General features: G+C 39.0%; 17 protein-coding genes. All 17 read left to right on the top strand.

The window, feature by feature from the left end; all coding sequences use genetic code 11:
- The coding region (locus tag ACEW8O_RS17275; protein ID WP_373495875.1) for a glutamate ligase domain-containing protein at positions 1 to 615 on the top strand (615 nt) is incomplete at its 5' end.
- Positions 616 to 698: 83 nt separating this feature from the next.
- Positions 699 to 1,343, top strand: a complete 645-nt coding sequence (locus ACEW8O_RS17280) for an outer membrane beta-barrel protein (protein ID WP_373495876.1) — start codon at positions 699 to 701, stop codon at positions 1,341 to 1,343.
- A gap of 93 nt (positions 1,344 to 1,436) precedes the next feature.
- Positions 1,437 to 2,228 carry a metallophosphoesterase gene (locus tag ACEW8O_RS17285; protein ID WP_373495877.1) on the top strand — a complete coding sequence of 264 codons (792 nt, stop codon included), beginning with the start codon at positions 1,437 to 1,439 and terminating at the stop codon, positions 2,226 to 2,228.
- Between the two features lie 60 nt (positions 2,229 to 2,288).
- Positions 2,289 to 3,608, top strand: coding sequence for an AAA family ATPase (locus ACEW8O_RS17290; protein ID WP_373495878.1), 1,320 nt, complete (start codon positions 2,289 to 2,291; stop codon positions 3,606 to 3,608).
- 123 nt (positions 3,609 to 3,731) lie between these two features.
- On the top strand, positions 3,732 to 4,070 hold the full coding sequence (locus tag ACEW8O_RS17295; protein ID WP_373495879.1) for a hypothetical protein: 339 nt from the start codon (positions 3,732 to 3,734) through the stop codon (positions 4,068 to 4,070).
- A 111-nt stretch (positions 4,071 to 4,181) separates the two neighbouring features.
- Positions 4,182 to 4,877 carry an XRE family transcriptional regulator gene (locus ACEW8O_RS17300; protein WP_373495880.1) on the top strand — a complete coding sequence of 232 codons (696 nt, stop codon included), beginning with the start codon at positions 4,182 to 4,184 and terminating at the stop codon, positions 4,875 to 4,877.
- Between the two features lie 254 nt (positions 4,878 to 5,131).
- A complete protein-coding gene (locus ACEW8O_RS17305; protein WP_373495881.1) occupies positions 5,132 to 5,617 on the top strand; it encodes a methylated-DNA--[protein]-cysteine S-methyltransferase in 486 nt (161 codons plus the stop codon).
- A 190-nt stretch (positions 5,618 to 5,807) separates the two neighbouring features.
- Positions 5,808 to 6,269 (top strand): GNAT family N-acetyltransferase, encoded by a 462-nt coding sequence (locus ACEW8O_RS17310; RefSeq protein WP_373495882.1) that lies wholly within the window; start codon positions 5,808 to 5,810, stop codon positions 6,267 to 6,269.
- On the top strand, positions 6,266 to 6,706 hold the full coding sequence (locus tag ACEW8O_RS17315) for a GNAT family N-acetyltransferase (RefSeq protein ID WP_373495883.1): 441 nt from the start codon (positions 6,266 to 6,268) through the stop codon (positions 6,704 to 6,706). Before ACEW8O_RS17310 ends, ACEW8O_RS17315 begins: the two co-directional genes overlap by 4 nt.
- Before the next feature lie 294 nt (positions 6,707 to 7,000).
- On the top strand, positions 7,001 to 7,630 hold the full coding sequence (locus tag ACEW8O_RS17320) for a 7-carboxy-7-deazaguanine synthase QueE (protein ID WP_373495884.1): 630 nt from the start codon (positions 7,001 to 7,003) through the stop codon (positions 7,628 to 7,630).
- Positions 7,631 to 7,634: 4 nt separating this feature from the next.
- Complete coding sequence (locus ACEW8O_RS17325) at positions 7,635 to 9,563, top strand: OmpA family protein (protein ID WP_373495885.1); 1,929 nt, start codon at positions 7,635 to 7,637, stop codon at positions 9,561 to 9,563.
- Between the two features lie 529 nt (positions 9,564 to 10,092).
- A complete protein-coding gene (locus ACEW8O_RS17330; RefSeq protein ID WP_373495886.1) occupies positions 10,093 to 13,116 on the top strand; it encodes a SusC/RagA family TonB-linked outer membrane protein in 3,024 nt (1,007 codons plus the stop codon).
- A gap of 12 nt (positions 13,117 to 13,128) precedes the next feature.
- On the top strand, positions 13,129 to 14,634 hold the full coding sequence (locus ACEW8O_RS17335; RefSeq protein ID WP_373495887.1) for a RagB/SusD family nutrient uptake outer membrane protein: 1,506 nt from the start codon (positions 13,129 to 13,131) through the stop codon (positions 14,632 to 14,634).
- 12 nt (positions 14,635 to 14,646) lie between these two features.
- Entirely contained in the window at positions 14,647 to 15,153 is a 507-nt protein-coding gene (locus tag ACEW8O_RS17340; RefSeq protein WP_373495888.1) for a DUF4843 domain-containing protein, read from the top strand.
- 122 nt (positions 15,154 to 15,275) lie between these two features.
- Positions 15,276 to 15,872, top strand: coding sequence for a hypothetical protein (locus ACEW8O_RS17345; RefSeq protein WP_373495889.1), 597 nt, complete (start codon positions 15,276 to 15,278; stop codon positions 15,870 to 15,872).
- Between the two features lie 81 nt (positions 15,873 to 15,953).
- Positions 15,954 to 16,373: a 6-pyruvoyl tetrahydropterin synthase family protein gene (locus tag ACEW8O_RS17350; protein ID WP_373495890.1), complete on the top strand. Its 420-nt coding sequence runs from the start codon at positions 15,954 to 15,956 to the stop codon at positions 16,371 to 16,373.
- The gene (lpxB, locus tag ACEW8O_RS17355) at positions 16,373 to 17,479 is read left to right on the top strand and encodes a lipid-A-disaccharide synthase (RefSeq protein WP_373495891.1); all 1,107 of its coding nucleotides are present in this window, start codon (positions 16,373 to 16,375) and stop codon (positions 17,477 to 17,479) included. The genes ACEW8O_RS17350 and lpxB overlap by 1 nt, the downstream gene beginning before the upstream one ends.
- The last annotated feature ends 150 nt before the right edge of the window (positions 17,480 to 17,629 follow it).

Below are 17,629 nucleotides of genomic sequence, written 5' to 3' on the forward strand. Positions count from 1 at the left end.
TTATATCCATCAAAAGGTGATTACTGTGAGGTGACTTTTGTGGAGGCCAATCCCTTTGTGAAGTTTGAGATCGAAGGGGATAAAACAGTATATAACTCGTCATTAATAGGAGATTATAATTTTGGTAATATTGCCACAGCATTATGCATTGGGAAGTTTTTTGGGGTACCGATGGAAGAAGCCGCGGACGCAATAATTTCCTATCAACCATCCAATATGCGTTCTCAATTGTTGGAAAAGCGTAGCAACCTGATCATTCTCGATGCCTATAACGCCAATCCGTCCAGTATGGAGGTGGCCATCAGGACTTTTGGGAACATGATAGGCAAAAAATACAAGATGGTGATTTTGGGGGATATGTATGAACTCGGAGATAGTACAGAGGAAGAACACCGGAAATTAGGCGAATTGGTCAGCCAATATCCATTTGATAAAATCTGTCTTACCGGTAAGCATATTCAAGCAGCCTTGGAAAAAGCACCACTATCAACACTCTATTTCCCAGATCCATTTTCCTTCAGAAACTGGCTTCAGGATTCCAAACTGGAAAATTACATTATCCTGATCAAAGGGAGTCGGGGGATGAAGTTGGAGGGATTAGTGGATTTTATCTGAGTGGGAAGATTAAGTTTTTTTCTGGTATTATTGAAACCGGTTTGGGAAAGAAGCTTGAGATTAAAGTTAAGTAGATCAAAAAGATGCCAAATACAAAGAAATTTTTGACCATTATTTTATTGATTGCTGGTTTAATAGAAGTTCACGCACAAAACCGGTTACTTGGAGTAAAAGTTGGCCCTTCCATAATGGATATTTCACCCAATAATTTTAATTCTAACAAAGATCCGAGAAGGGGTGTGGCTGTTGGGCTTGGTTATGAGGTGTTATTGAAAGGCGATTTTTCAATAGGGGCAGAGGCGATTTACAATCAAAGGGGATTTGTCAATAATTATATTGTTAAGAATGGATTTGGAAATCCTACAGGTGAAATTCATTCCAATAAATTTAATTATGATTACATTTCTCTTCCTTTAAAAGTTGGTAAATATGTCGGGAAAAAGATTTTTGGATTCGGGCATATCGGAATCGTTCCTTCCATTTTGATCAAGGATGAGATCATTCTTGAACCGGTCATCGGCATTCCGGTCAATGCAGGGAATTTTGATTTGGCCGGTTTAGCTGAAATTGGCGGTGGCTATAGAATGGAAAAACTTTGGTTTTTTGCTTCTGTAAATTATCTTCATAGTGTAACCAATACTGCCATAACCAACACTGCTTTTTTTGGAAATGCTGATTTCAGGCATAAGGGAATGATATTTTCATTGGGTTTGAAATATGGGTTGTAGGTGTTAATATCATCAACATTTTTTTGCTTCCATTTCAACATTTTATATTTTAAGTAATACAAAAGAAATGCTCAGAAAAAAAAATTCAATTACATGGGATTAAATATCCAATATGCATCCGACCTTCACATAGAATTTCCCCAGAACAGGGATTTCCTAAAGCGGAACCCATTAAAAGCAGTTGGAGATGTATTGGTGTTGGCAGGGGATATTGTGCCTTTTTGGGTTATGGATAAGCACAAGGATTTTTTCAGTTATTTGTCAGACCATTTTGAAACCACCTATTGGCTGCCGGGCAATCATGAGTTTTACCATTTTGATATTGCTGAAAAAAGTGGTGTGCTGAATGAAAAAATCCGAAATAATGTGTTTTTGGTGAACAATACTTCGGTGTTGCACGGGAATGTCAGATTGATATTTTCCACCTTGTGGAGTAAAATCAGTCCAGGTCATCAATGGCATATTGAAAGGAATATGAATGATTTTCATTTGATAAAGCATAATGGTTTCCGATTTTCGACAGAGCATTACAACCAATTGCATGAAGAGAGTCTTGGATTTTTGATGCAAGAAATTGATGAAGCACAAAAAGAGAAAATCATGGTTTTTACCCATCATTGCCCCACATTCTTGAATTATCCGGAGCAATACAAAGGCGATGTCCTGAATGAAGCATTTGCGGTAGAACTATACGGCCTGATTGAATCATCTAACATTGATTATTGGGTTTATGGACATCACCATACTAATACTCCTGAATTTAACATCGGCAGGACTAAACTTCTTACCAATCAGTTGGGCTATGTGCAGCAAAATGAACACAGGCTTTTTGAAAGGGATAAATGTATTATTAATGAGGGAGAGCAAACAAAGAATCGGAAATAATGAAAATTGATATTTAAGCAAGTTAAAAATCAGTAGATTTAAGAATTAAATCTTTGAAAAATGATTCAATCCTTCACCATAGAGAATTTTAAAAGCTACAAAAATGCCGAGTTTAAATTGGCTCCCTTAACTGTGATGGTAGGTGCTAATGCTTCAGGAAAAAGCAACGCTTTGGAAGCGATCCGATTTTTAAGTTGGATGGCTCAAGGTCAGAAACTTTCGGCTTTGCAATTCGAAATTAATCAAAATAATGCTGCGATTCGTGGGCAGTTAGGGAACATTCTTTATACAGGCTCAAAGGATTTTACTCTTGGCTGTAGGATGTTTGAAAAAGCATTTGGACTCGGGTGGGAAGTTTCACTGACTCTTGGACTAAGGTTGGGAAAGGAGTTTCATATTAATCATGAATATTTAAAGTCTGATCAGGATGGTATCCTTTATGAAACAACTGGGTTAACGAGTAATTTAGCCACAGATATTTCTGTTACATATAAGAATTTCAAACAAGGCAAAAAGCCTTCGATAATTTGCTCTGACCAATTAGCAGTTTTTACTCAAATGGGTGTCGATGGAAAGATTAATTCAAACCACAAAAAATCAGGACAGGTAATCGGTCGATTGTCAAGATATACAGAAGCCATGCTTTCAAGAATTTTATTTCTTGATCCGTCCCCTCAGTCCATGAGGAGTTATAGTTTCACCTCCGATGCACTTTTACAAGGAAATGGCTCAAATATTTCTTCCGTATTATTTAATTTAATCAATCCAAAAGAAGATGATTTACTTAATTATGAAGGAAGTCAAAAGGAAGAGATTTTGAGTTTTATAAAAAGCTTACCAGAGCAAGATATTTCAGATATAGGATTCATAACTACTGAAAGAGGGGAGGTTATGGTTACATTGTTAGAAACCTTTGGCAATGAAAGTCGAAAAATGGACGCTGGGGTCCTTTCTGATGGAACGCTAAGGGTATTAGCAATAGCTGCGGCACTTCTTTCTGCTCCGGAAGAAAGTATTGTAATCATCGAAGAAATTGACAATGGAGTTCATCCAAGTAGGGCCAAGCAGCTATTAAATCAAATCAATAAAATAGCACTTAAAAGAAGACTTAGAATAATTATAAGCACCCATAATCCCGCATTGATGGATGCTCTACCTGATGAAGTGATTCCTGATGTTGTGTTTTGTTACAGAGATAAGAAAGATGGTACCTCTAAATTAATCTCTCTAAAAGATGTTCCTGATTATCCGGAATTGATTGCCCAAGGGAGTTTGGGAGATTTGGTAACCGAGGGGGCTTTGTCAAACTTTGTGAAAAACTATGAAGGCTCTGAGGTTAAAAAAGAAAAGGCTTTAGAATGGTTAGAATCTATCAAATAATTTTTTTATATGGCTAAACCTAATATCTGGATTGTTGACACATCTATTTTTTGTAATATTCTCAATGTCCCAGGAAAGAACCAAAGCAGGGAGGAAATAATTGGGGAATTTGAAAAAGGAATAATGGATGGCGATAAGTTTTTTCTCCCTTATGTGGTTTTGGTTGAAACAGGAAATCATATTGCTCAACTCAATGGAAATTTAAAGTTCACTATAGCTAAGGAATTTGTCACCTTGGTAGAAAAAGCAATAAAAGGGCTGACACCATTTACTGCCTTGAAATTTCCGGAAAAGGAAGATTTACTTCAATGGATTGCTGGATTTCCAGAAAAGTCTGGTGCTGGAATTGGATTCGGGGATTATTCTATTATTCAAGATTGGGAAGAACAGAAGAGGAAATTTCAAGCATATTCTGTTCGCATTTGGTCACTTGATGAAGATCTTCGGGGCTATGAAACTTAAAAATACTGCACACCAAATTTTTTCAAACCCCTCAGATTTTGTCATAATTATCAACATTTTTTTGCTAACCATTTCAACATTTTATATTTTTATCCTATCAATTGAAAATCCATGTACCTCAATTCCAACATCAAAGTCCTCAGAAAAAGGAAGTCCATTACCCAGGAAAATATGGCATCTGCCATTGGCATCAGCAGGTCAAAACTTGCCGGGTATGAACTGAATGTCAATCCACCTTTGGACACTGTGCTTTTGATAGCGGATTATTTGGGTGTATCTGTGGATATTTTGTTGAGAAAAAAACTGGAGGATCTTTCTGAATATAAGTTGCGTGAGTTGTTGGAAACAGACCAATTTCTCAAGGGTAGGAACCTTCGTGTTCTTGCGACTACGGTTGATGCTGATGGACGGGAATTGATAGAAGTAGTCTCGCAAAAAGTCAAAGCTAGTTATTTGGCAGGTTTTTCTGATCCGGATTTTATAGAGGAACTGCCCAGGTTTAACCTTCCTTTTTTACCTCAGGACAAAAAATACCGTGTTTTTCAGGTAGATGGGGATTCTATGTTGCCGATTCCTGATGGGGCTTGGATTGTGTGTGAGTATGTCGATGATTGGACAGCTATTAAAGATGGTGGCAAATATGTCATCGTGACAGAACTGGATGGAGTAACATTTAAAATCGCCTATAATCAGATCAAAGATGGCGAAAGGCTTTTGCTTTGCTCAACCAACCCGATTTACAGGCCATTTGAAGTGGATATCAATGCTGTCAGGGAAGTTTGGATGTTCAGATTAATGATGGTTTAAGGATTTTTTAACAAAATTAATTTTGCTTGGCATCTGAGTTGTATTTTATTTCCGTATGTAATATTAGGCGGTTTTACAATTTGATGGATGGTTTGTTTTGAAGGGTAAGATTTTATAATTCTGTAATCAATAGAAAATCTTTTTGAAATTAATTGTTTTTTGAAAAGACAAAATGAGTTTTAATCCGTTGTACAATTAATAGTGTGGAAGTGCTTATTGACAAATTGAGTATAAACCTTAAAAGATCAGTAATCATGAGAGAGAATGCGGTAATGAGAACCCCTTTGGGGAATGTTTTAGTTGAGACTTGGGATGACTATCTTGTAAAACTTCAGTTTACAGATCTACCGGAAACTGATAAATTTTTGGATGGGTTACTGATGGACATTAGAATTCAACTTGGTCTTTATTTTCAGGGCAAACAAAAAACCTTTGATATTCCTGTTGCATTTGGAGGTACGGATTTTCAGCACAAGGTTTGGATGGAAGTCAATAAAATTCCATTTGGAAAAACAAGTAGCTACGAAAAAATTGCAGCCAACATAGGAAATTCCCAAGCCGTCAGGGCAGTGGGTACAGCTATTGGATCAAATCCTATTTTGATCATGTTGCCCTGCCACAGAATTGTCGGCAAATATGGTCAGTTGACCGGATATGCCGGAGGACTTTGGAGGAAATCGCAATTGCTGGAAATTGAACAAAAGGAAAAAGTGGGCAAGCAAGTTCCTTTACAGTTTTGAGTTCTGATTATAAATCAAAAGAATTAATTGATGGGTTCTGTATCCATTTTGGTTAATCACCAATGCTATTCAAGGAATGATCCCTGATCGGGATTTAATTTATGAGACAACAAAAAAGCCAAGTTCGGGATACTAAACTTGGCTTTTTTGTTTTAAATTTCACCCATCATCTTTTTAAACCAAAACCTATATGTCTTCCTTACAGATCATTGAATATTCACCGGAATTGCAGCCCCAATTTGAAAAGATCAACAAACAATGGGTAGAGCATTATTTTGCCCTTGAACCCATTGACCTGTTACAATTGGAAAACCCTGAAGAAACAATTTTGAGTAAAGGCGGTGCGATCCTATTTGCAAAAGAAGGAGACTCTATTATAGGTACTGTAGCCTTAAGTAAAGCCGGAGAGGGGATATATGAGATGATAAAAATGGGTGTTGTTCCTGAGGCCCAAGGAAAAAAGGCCGGACAATTGCTAGGTCAGGCTATCCTGGAAAGGGCCAAAGAAATGGGTGCGCGTAAGGTTATCCTTTATTCCAATAGTAAGCTTGAAGCAGCACTTCACCTGTACAAAAAACTGGGATTTAAAGAATTGGTACCGGAATGTGGTAAATACAGCAGGTGTGATGTCAAAATGGAATTGGATCTATGAATGACATTTTAATCAGAAATGGATCTTTCAGTGAAGTAGTCGATCTTAGCAGAAAAATACCTGAATTTTTCCGACCACATTCCGAAAATACTTATGAAGAAAGATTGTCAGAAACCCAACATCTGATCTTAATTGCTGAAATGGATGGTAAACCTGTTGGATTTAAAGTCGGTTATCAGAGATTCAGTGATGATATTTTTTATTCCTGGATGGGAGGGGTTTTAAGCGGGTATCGTAGAAAAGGTATTGCGACAAGACTTGCCGATGAACAGGAGTCTTGGGCAAAAAATCAAGGCTATACAAAAATTGTTTTTAAAACCAGAAATCGTCTGACCCAAATGATTCATTTTGGACTGAACCGTGGTTTTATGGTTGTGGATCTGATCAGGAGGGAAAAGGTGGAGGAATATAGGTTGGTTTTGGAGAAGGTGCTTTAATAGAAAAATGGACAAAGTATAATGAACCAAGTACCAAGAAGGATGTGGTGATAAGACACCTTAAAAATTCGGGTATAAATATTTGACCTATGGATTTTTGTTTAGTATAAAGAGGGTTGCTTAACTTCATGAATTATTTAGAACACTGCAATTTTAGATTTCCGGAGAAGATCCCAATCCATATACCATATAGGTAATTCATTTTTAGCCATTATTGCGATTTTCCTATACCTTTGCAATCCAAATTTCAAAATTTATCACTCAGCGGTTCAATAACCCGCTTTATCAAAAATTATGGAAAATACCAAAGTAGAAATAGAAACGGGGAAGATGCTCCCGGTGATGGAAGCATTTTATACCATTCAGGGAGAGGGAATGCATTCCGGATCAGCAGCTTATTTTATTAGATTGGGAGGCTGTGACGTGGGCTGTGTCTGGTGCGATGTTAAGGATTCATGGGATGCCGGCAAATGGCCTGCCCTTGGGATTCAGGAGATAGTCAATGCTGCATTGGAATATCCCGGCAGACTTGTTGTTATTACCGGTGGCGAACCTTTAATGTATAATTTAGCGCCTTTGACGACGTTATTAAAAGAATCCGGATTTAAGATCCATATTGAAACATCCGGAGTTTATCCGGTTACAGGAGATTTTGATTGGATATGTTTTTCACCCAAAAAATTCAAAAATCCCCATCCGGACATCTATAATCTTGCTGATGAATTGAAGGTGGTAATCTATCATAAGTCTGATTTTGAATTTGCTGAGCACCATGCTCAAAAGGTAAAAGATTCCTGTAAAAAATTGCTTCAGCCTGAATGGAGTAAGCGGGAAAGTATGACCGGGCATATCATAAATTATGTTAAATCCTTTCCAAATTGGAAAATATCGCTACAAACCCATAAATTTATGGACATTCCTTAGCCCCATGAAATCAGTTGCCCTTTTAATGATGATGGTTTTATTTGTCCAAACTGCCTTTGGTCAAACATATTCTATCATTGACAGCCGTGCAATCAAAATGCACCAAGAGGGTGATGATTTGGTACAAAGGAGGCAATATGATGATGCCATTCTGAAGTATAGGGCCTCAATTCAAAGGGAGGCAAGTTTTTTGGAATCCTATCTCAAAATGGGTAGAATATACCTTACAAAAGGAGAGCCGAATGAAGCACTGGAAATTTCCGCTAAGGGAGAAGTCAGGGCGCTGAATTCTCCAAAAGCCTCGAATCATTTAAAGGGGGAGTTTAATTGGCTCAATCTTCATAGCTACCTCGCTATTGGGGAGTTCCATAAAGCCATTGAGCAATTTGGAAAAGCAGATGCTCTTTTAGACCCTGGTTTCAAGAGAGGGAATGACTATAAGGAAATGAAATCCCAGATCAGGTTTCTTGAAAATCAATTGCAGAATGTCCTTTTGATCGAAAAGGAAATCCTACCTGAACCATTGAACCAATTTAAGCTTCAATATTTTCCGGTTCTGACAGCGGATAGTAAGAAGATTATTTTTGTCAAAAGGGACGGGTTACAGAATTTTGAGCATGAGGACATTTTTGTCAGTTACTTTTCAGAAGAAAAACAGACTTGGTCAGATCCACAAGGTATATCAAGAAATATCAATACCAACTATAACGAAGGCACCTGTACCATTTCGGCTGATGGCAATATCCTGATTTTCTCCTCCTGTGAGACGCCGAACTCTTTGGGTGATTGTGACCTGTACATTGCTTACAAAATCAATGACACTTGGCAACGTCCTGTCAATATGGGCAAAAATGTGAATTCAAGGTTTTGGGATTCACAACCTTCACTCTCAGCAGATGGCAGGATCATGTTTTTCTCTTCCAACCGAAGAGGTGGGTACGGGGGCAATGATATTTACTACACTTTAAGGATGCCTGATGGATCCTGGTCAGAAGCAAAGAATCTTGGATCCAAGGTGAATTCCCCCAAAGATGAAGTTTCCCCCTTTATTTATTTCAACAATGAAATATTGTTTTTTGCTTCCAGTGGCCACATGGGATTTGGTGGTCTGGATTTATTTGTATCCAGGGTTGTCAATGGAGAATTTTCGGAACCTGAAAACTTGGGTTATCCCATCAATGACCATCAGGATCAATATTCCTTATTTATAACAGCCCAAAAAGACTATGCCTATTATACTGAAAGCACTTATATCGGTAATAAAGTAGAAAGGTCATTTTTATATAGGTTCAAATTCCCAGAGGAAATAGCCTTAGGTGAAAATCTCATTGTGACCCAAGGAAAAGTCCTCAACGGAAAAACAGGGAAACCTATAGATGCAAGACTTTCATTGGTCAGCCTGAGTAATGACAGCACTCTTTATGAGTTCAGATCAGATGGAAAAACCGGGGAATTTATGATGTTATACCCTGATAAAGCTTTTTCAGGTTTATATGTGGAAAAAGAAGGCTATCTGCCCAAAATCTATAATGTGGAGAAAGACGACTTGAAACACCAAAAAAATCTTTTGGTTACACTTATTCCTATAGCGCCTGGGGAAGAGTTTATTTTTGAAAACATATTTTTTGATTTTGACAAAGATGACCTGAGGCCAGAATCCATGAGTTCCTTGAAAAAGCTTCAATCATTTTTAACTGAAAATCCAAAAGTATCCATCAATATCATAGGCCACACTGACAATATGGGAAATGCAGGATACAATGAAAACCTGAGTAAGAGAAGGGCTGAGAGTGTCCGTCTATATTTGATTAAAAATGGCATTAAAGAAAGCCGTGTCAAAGCCATCGGTAAAGGACAAAGTGAACCCATGGTGCCGAATGACACTGCAGAAAACAGGGCACTCAATAGAAGAATTACCGTTTCAATCCAATAATAATTCTATTCTTTAATCTTACATTAGATTTAAATATCTCATTATAATACTATTTAAAATATAAATAATATTATAAAATTAGCAATTTTCAAAAAAGATTAAATAATAACTACAATCTGAGTTTCGATACATTTTTTTAAATATAAAATACGCTTTAATGTGTCCAAATAATTAAATAATAACTTAGAAAAGTATTGATTATGTGGCTGATAGCAAGAAAATTTTAAACTAGGTAAATTGATGCTTGCTTGGTTTTTAATCAAAATCTCTGAATACCGGAGAAAATTTCAAAATATTTCTGAATTTTTTAAAAAAAAATTTAATTTTGTTTTGTAATAAAAAAAAAATTTTATTTTAAAATATAACTAAAAAATTTGAAAAAATTATTTTTAATGTTCATTTATTCTTTTTTAACCAAATTAAATTTTTTTCCTTAAATTCCGCTAGATTTATTATTTTTTTGAAAAATATTGTAATATTTAAAGTTAAAGGATAAAATTGGATAAAATTATTTGCTCTTCACCTAAATATGAGAAAGTTTTTATTGATCAAGTCAATACTTGTATTGATCTACTCGGCTGCATTCGGTCAGGACCGAATAGTCTCCGGTACTGTGATATCGGCTGAGGATGGTTTTGCTATGCCGGGTGTGACCGTAATGGTAAAGGGTACCATGATCGGTACAGCTACTGACCTGGACGGAAAGTATTCTTTGAGCGTCCCTGAAAACAACAATGTTTTGGTATTCCGGTTAATAGGATCGGTTTTACATGAGGCTTTGGTTGAAAATAGATCCAACATCAATATTTCGATGAAACCTGACACCAAGAGCCTTGAGGAATTTGTGGTAACCGGATACAGTGTCCAGCCCAAACGTGAAGTAACCGGTGCGGTATCATCCGTCAAAGGTGAACTCATAGAAAACCTGCCGATGCAATCTTTTGATCGTGCACTTCAGGGCAGAGCTGCCGGAGTTCATGTTTCTTCGGCCAATGGGCTTCCCGGTGGTGCCGTCAATATCAGAATCAGAGGTACGGGATCCATCAAGGCCGGAAATGAACCGCTATATGTAGTAGATGGCGTTCAGATCAACTCCCGGGATGATGCTACTTTTACCCAATCCAACCCACTGGCTTTTCTCAACACCAATGACATAGAATCCATTGAAATCCTAAAGGATGCGGCCTCTGCTGCAATTTATGGTTCCCTAGCGGCCAATGGTGTGGTGATCATAACAACTAAAAAAGGTAAGCCCGGTAAAGCTCAGATTAGATTCAATGCCTTTATGGGTAGCAGTCAGCCCCTGAAATTTTTGGAGGTCTACAATTCTCAGGAATGGTACCAGCTTAGAAAAGATGCTTGGACAAACACAGGTAGTCCCATTGCGGCACCAAATACGCTGAATAATATGGGGATCCTACCAACCAATTGGCAAAGTTTAAGCCCCGAGCAACTCGATGCTGTGGCAGCCGGTCTTTCCACTTACGATTGGCAAAAACAGATGATAGGTTCAGGGAGCCTGAAGAATTATGAACTTTCCATTTCTGGTGGAGATGAAAGAACCCTTTTCAGAATTTCCGGATCATATAACTTTCAGGAAAGCACCTTTAAGCCAGTTGATTTCGAAAGGGGTACATTATCAATTTCCTTAAGTCATCAGGTCAATCCAAGATTGAGAGTTGAAAATAACCTGAATATCTCGACCTTTGGACAAAATATTCCGTTTGCCACTTCCGGTTCATTTTTGGGCAATCCGGCATTCTCTTCCTCGCTTATTTTGCCACATAATGCCATTTACAATGAAGATGGCTCTTTCAATACCAATATCGGCGGAGTTTTCAATCAGAATATTGCCATGGTCAATGCTTATAATTCAGGAAGTCAGAGGACAAATACCATGGTGGGTAATCTGGCTGCAAACTATCAGATTCTGGAAAACATGACTTTCCGTTCCATGGTAGGGCTTGATTACCGATTGGTACAGGGAGATCAATTCAGGGATCCCAGGACACCGGATGGATCAGGTGTCAGGGGCCGTGCATCCACACAGTCTAATTGGAATGTGAATTTTATTACCACGCAGACACTGAATTGGTTCAAGACTTTTGCTATTGACCACACCCTGTCAGTATTGGGCGGTGTGGAATACAGATCCGAAACCAATGAAGGTCTGTCAGGTTCTGCGATTGGTTTTCCATCATTTGAATTCAGGACAATCCAATCAGGCGCTACTCCCGAGTCAATTTCCGGGTTTTGGTCAGGATATAGAAGGATTGGATCTTTTGCCTCAGTCAATTATGACTTTAGGAAAAAATACATGCTGACACTGACTGGACGCTATGATGGATCTTCGAGATTCGGAATGGATACACAATATGGTTTTTTTCCATCTGTTAGAGTGGGATGGTATGTCAAGGAAGAACCTTTCCTCCGTAATTCGGATGTTGTATCTGATTTGAAAATAAGGGCATCATATGGCAGAACAGGAAATGATCAGATTGGAAATTTCTCTGCAAGGGGACTTTATGGCGCTGCGGGAAATTATGCTGGTGCAGGAGGCATCAGACCTGTAGGTCTAGAAAATCGAAACCTTAGCTGGGAAATCAACCAATCGGCAAATTTTGGAATGGATTTCGGTTTATTATCCAATAAGCTAATCGGCTCCTTAGATCTTTTCCACCGCAAATCCCAAGATTTATTATTGGATCTTCCTGTCATAGCAACCAATGGATTTACCTCAGTTACTACAAATGTGGGAGAATTGGTTAATAAAGGGATTGAATTTGAACTTACTACCATCAATTTGGAGAGAGGCAGTTTTAAATGGAGTACCAGTTTCAATTACACCTATATAGAAAATGAAATCACCAAACTTTATGGAGGTAATATGTTCCTGCCATCAGACCCCTCAATCGCTGTCGGACATTCCTTGGGAACCCATTATACCCAACAATATGCAGGGGTGAATCCAGCAACAGGAAGACCTATGTGGTATGATGCCAATGGCAATATCACCTATCAGCCAGTTGCCGCAGATAGAAAATATCTGGGGAATTCCCTACCAAGTCATTATGGAGGATTCCAAAATGCTTTCTATTTCAAAGGTTTTGAAGCCATTGTATTTTTCAATTATGAATACGGCCGTGTAATCGCAGATGGGCAGTACAATTCTCTGAGAGAAAATGGAACACGCCTTACGACCAATGCGCTCCGTGAGGTGGCAGACAGAAGGTGGACAACCCCCGGGCAGATTACCGATATTCCAAGACCTTATGCAGGTGGTCCAGAGGTTAGGTCTGTGAATATGAATACCGGTTCGGCTGTGTTGTTGAAGGCAGATTACATCCGTCTAAAGCAGTTAACTCTGGCTTACAATTTCAAGCCGGAATTGATCAGAGGTCTTGGACTTTCCAATGTACGGGTATTTGCCCAGGGGATCAATTTATGGACTTACACAGATTATCCGGGCTATGACCCGGAATTCCTGGGAGCTGCAACAGGCATAATCCCGCAAACAAAAAACTTTACCCTTGGAATTCAGGCAGGATTCTAATTGAACAAAATTATGAAAATCAATACCTACGATATGTTGAGATCTATTGGGCTGGCATTTTTAATGGCCATTTCCCTGATTTCCTGTGATGGTATCCTCAAGGTTGACCCAAGACAGTCCATCGATGGATTTGATGCCCTCAACACTCCTGAGAATATGGAAGCCGCACTCAATTCTCCATATGCGAGACTGAGGGCAGTTTCTGCTTATGGCAGGAATCTGACGGCTTTTGGAGATGCCTTGGCTGACAATGGTCTTGCGACCAATAATTCAGGCAGGCTGTTCAATGAAACCCGGAATCAGGCTTATTCCCATTACACCCATTGGACAAACTTTTATTTCGGGATCAATGAACTTAACTTGTTTTTGGAAGCTATTCCAGGTATTCAGGGAACGCCCGAAGTACCTACTGCCACCAAAAACAGATGGGAAGGAGAAGCGAAATTTCTAAGAGCACTTTTTTACTTTGACCTGATCAAAGCATACGCTTACATGCCGGGAGTGACTGTTCCGGAACTTGATAAAGGAGGTATTCCCCTGGTTTTGGAAGGGGTCAAAACAACTGATATAGAAAAAGCGCTGAACAGACAGCCTGCAAGATCAAGCGTTGATCAGGTGTATGCCCAAATTTATTCAGACCTTGTTGACGCTATCCGTCTTTTGAATGACAGCCGCGGTATCCAATTTGCTTCACAAACTGCTGCCAAGGCATTATTTTCCAGAGTTGCTTTATATAACCGGGATTGGGGAAAAGCAGCAGAGCTATCCAATGAAGCTTTGGCTTCCACAAGGGGGAAATTGTTGGAAGGGGAGGATTATATCGCAGGCTGGAGATTATCCGTGCATCCTGAATCTATTTTTGACCTCAGGTTTGAAAACGTATCTGAAAGCAATGGAGCCAATGAATCTATTCAGGCCACCTATACCACCATCAGAAACCTTGAAAACACAAACCAGATTGGAGGTTGGGGCGATTTTATTCCTAACCCGGTATTTGTCAACCTGATAGGTATATCTGTAACCGGCGCTGGACCTAGTTTGACCATTTCAGATAGAGGAGGAGATGTCAGGGCATTTCAGTATGAAGTCGGTCCTGGAAGAGTTGCAAATGGCTCCGGTAGAAGAATGGAGTGCATAAAATTTGCTTCCAAAAATGGATTTGCTTTCGGGGACAATATCCCTCTCATTAGGAAATCCGAGATGCTGTTGAACAGGATGGAAGCTTATTTCCATCTTGGACAAGAAGACCTGGCCTTAATTGATTTGAATTTCCTCAAAAATGCCAGGGGATTGGAAGAAGTAACATTGGAAGGGGAGACATTACTTGCAGAAATATTATTGGAAAGGAGAAAAGAACTGGCATTTGAAGGCCATCGATTCTTCGATCTCAAAAGGTACGGAAGAGATATCATCAAGCAACAGGGAAATGTTCCTTTTTCGGATTTCAGGATTCTTGCAAACATTCCACAGGCAGAGGTGGATGGAAATAAAAACTTAGATCAAAACGCCGGATATTAAACTGGATATACAATGAAAAAAATTATAGGACTCTTTTTGGTGTTGACCTGTATGTACACAAGTTCATGTATAGAGCAGGAATTTCCTTTGTTCGAAGATTCACTGATTGAATGGGATGCTACTGTCATGAACAGTCCGGCATTGGGGAAAGATTACCCTATATTGATAAGGGTGCCCCGCCCGACTTTTGCATTATCTACCTCAGATCCTCTGATTACAAGAAGAACAGGATCGGTCAGCCTTAGGGTGAATTTTGTAAGCCCTCAGAAAGAGAGTGAAGAATCTTTCACCTATCGGGTAATTGCCGAAGAAACTACAGCGGTTGAGGGTGTCCATTACAATTTTGCCGGACAGGCAGTCATACCTGCCAATTCCAGTTTTGCAGATGTACAGGTGCAGATATTGGATCCCGGTGCAGGGGCAGGTCCCGTTGATTTGGTGCTGGAATTGATCGGAAACGGTACCGTCAAGGCCAGTGAGCGCTATAAGCGGGTTGGTATTAGAATTTCACAGCAATAGCAATCAACTTATTATTTTAAAATCACGAACTTCTTTTTTTATTTCAGTCTTTTATGGTCAAGTCGTGCCCTTTCATCTTTTCTATATCCTTTTTATTTTTTGCATTTCAGGTTTTGGGACAGGTGGAAACTCTACAGGATGTGAGCATTCCCGGTGCTCCGCTGATAGCAAATGCATTCCCTGGAATAAAAGGAGATCCATATATGGGTGATTTTTCTAAAGGTTCTATTTTGGTCAGTAAAAAAGATACCGTTAGAAATATTGCCATCAGGTTTAATCTATATGGCAATATGCTGGAGATAAATAGGATGGGTGAACTGATGGGTTATACCGGTAAAAATATCCATGGATTTATTATTGAACCATATGGAACCAAAGAAATTTACAAATCAGGGTTTGAACTTCCCAAATTGGGAAAAGGAACTTTTGCCCAGGTACTGGTAGAAGGAGAATATACCCTCTTGAAATACAAGTATAAATTTATCACCGATGATCCATCCGCGGCCTATGGATCACAGAAGTCAAAAGCCTTTCAGGGTAAAATGGAATTTTTTGTCGCTCATAAAGAAGCTGTAGTTCCTTTTAAAACTAAGCGTAAACAATTGAATATGGTCTTCGGTGATGACACACCTAGAGTATTGAATTTGATCAACAAAATGAACCTGGACATCAAGGATGAGAGAGATGTTGTCAAATTGGTACAGGCCTTGAACAATTGATTTTCATTCTCTCGGGAATACTTATGTTTTTGTGAAGAATAGGTTTATTTTTGCACTCCGAAATCAGGAATACCCCGTATCATGGTACACGTTTGTAGAAAAGAGCATTTTAATGCCGCACATAAGCTTTGGAATCCAAATTGGACAGAGGAGAAGAACAAGGAGGTATTTGGACCTTGCTCCAATGTCAACTGGCATGGGCACAATTTTGAACTTATCGTGACGGTCAAAGGACTTCCTGATCCTGAAACCGGTTTTGTAGTAGACCTAAAAGCGCTGAGTATTTTGATCAAAACTTTGGTGATTGACAAGGTGGACCACAAAAACCTCAACGTGGATGTGGACTTTATGCAGGGCAAAATGGCAAGCTGCGAAAACCTTGTCATGGAATTCTGGAAAATCCTAGAACCTGCCGTCAATGAGATCGTTCCCCAAGGAGGCCTCTACAAACTAACTCTTTACGAAACTCCCAGGAATTTTGTGGAGTACTTTGGAGAATAATGCGATACTATATCATTTCAGGTGAAAGATCCGGTGACTTACATGCATCTAATCTGATCAGAGCGATCAAGGGATTGGATAGTGGTGCTACTTTTCGTGGTATGGGAGGGGATTTTTCTCAGGCCGAAGGTCAGGAACTCAGGGTGCATTATGAGGATGTGGCACTGATGGGTTTTATCGAGGTGGTATTGGGATTCAGAAAAATCCTGAAATATCTAAGGATTGTCAAAGAGGACATAATTGCAAACAGACCTGATGTTTTGATTCTGGTAGACTATGGCGGTTTCAATATGAAGATGGCTGAATTTGCAAAGAGACATAATATTCCTGTCCATTACTATATCCCGCCAAAAGTCTGGGCATGGAACCAGAAAAGAACATTGAAAATCAAAGCATTCACTGACCATGTTTATTCCATATTGCCGTTTGAACCGGCATTTTTTGAGAGATTTGGGGTAAAAGCCCATTATGTTGGCAATCCTCTTTTGGATGAAATAGCCAAATTTGAACCACATCCTTTTTTCCATCAAAAAAATGAACTGAGTTACAGCCCCATCATTGCATTGCTGCCTGGAAGCAGAAAGCAGGAACTCCAAAATATGATGCGGGTGATGTTGGAGGTGGTCAAGTATTTTCCCCAGGCCCAGTTTGTCATTGCCGGAGTTTCCAATCTATCCACCACGCTCTATGAGCCTGCCATCAAAGCGGGTATCAAAGTCATTTATGATCAGACTTATGATCTGTTGCACCATGCCAATGCGGCCATAGTGACTTCCGGTACGGCTACCCTCGAAACGGCACTGTTTAGAGTGCCACAGGTAGTTGTTTACAAAACCAGCTCGGTAAGTTATGTTATTGCAAAAAGATTGATCAGAATTCCTTTTATTTCCTTGGTCAATTTGATTGCCGAAAGGGAAGTGGTAGCGGAGCTAATTCAGGGTGAATTTAATGTGAAAAGATTGAGCCTGGAATTGAATAAAATCCTGGCAGATATTCACCACAAAGCAGCCATCTTGGATGGCTATACAGAAATAAAAGAAAAACTCGGAGAAGGTTCTGCTTCCGAAGGCACTGCCAAAATGATCGTTGGGAGTTTGAATATTTAACAATATGAGGTTTGTACTTTTTCACCACAATAAAAACATAGTTCACATAGCTCCAATGAAGCAATAATTTTTAACTCACTAATAGACGAGTTTAGTCAAGATTATGGAAGATTGAGGAAATTGTTAAGTAGAAGTACTTTTAGTCCAATT

The organism is Aquiflexum sp., assembly GCF_041749095.1.
Lineage (GTDB): Bacteria > Bacteroidota > Bacteroidia > Cytophagales > Cyclobacteriaceae > Aquiflexum.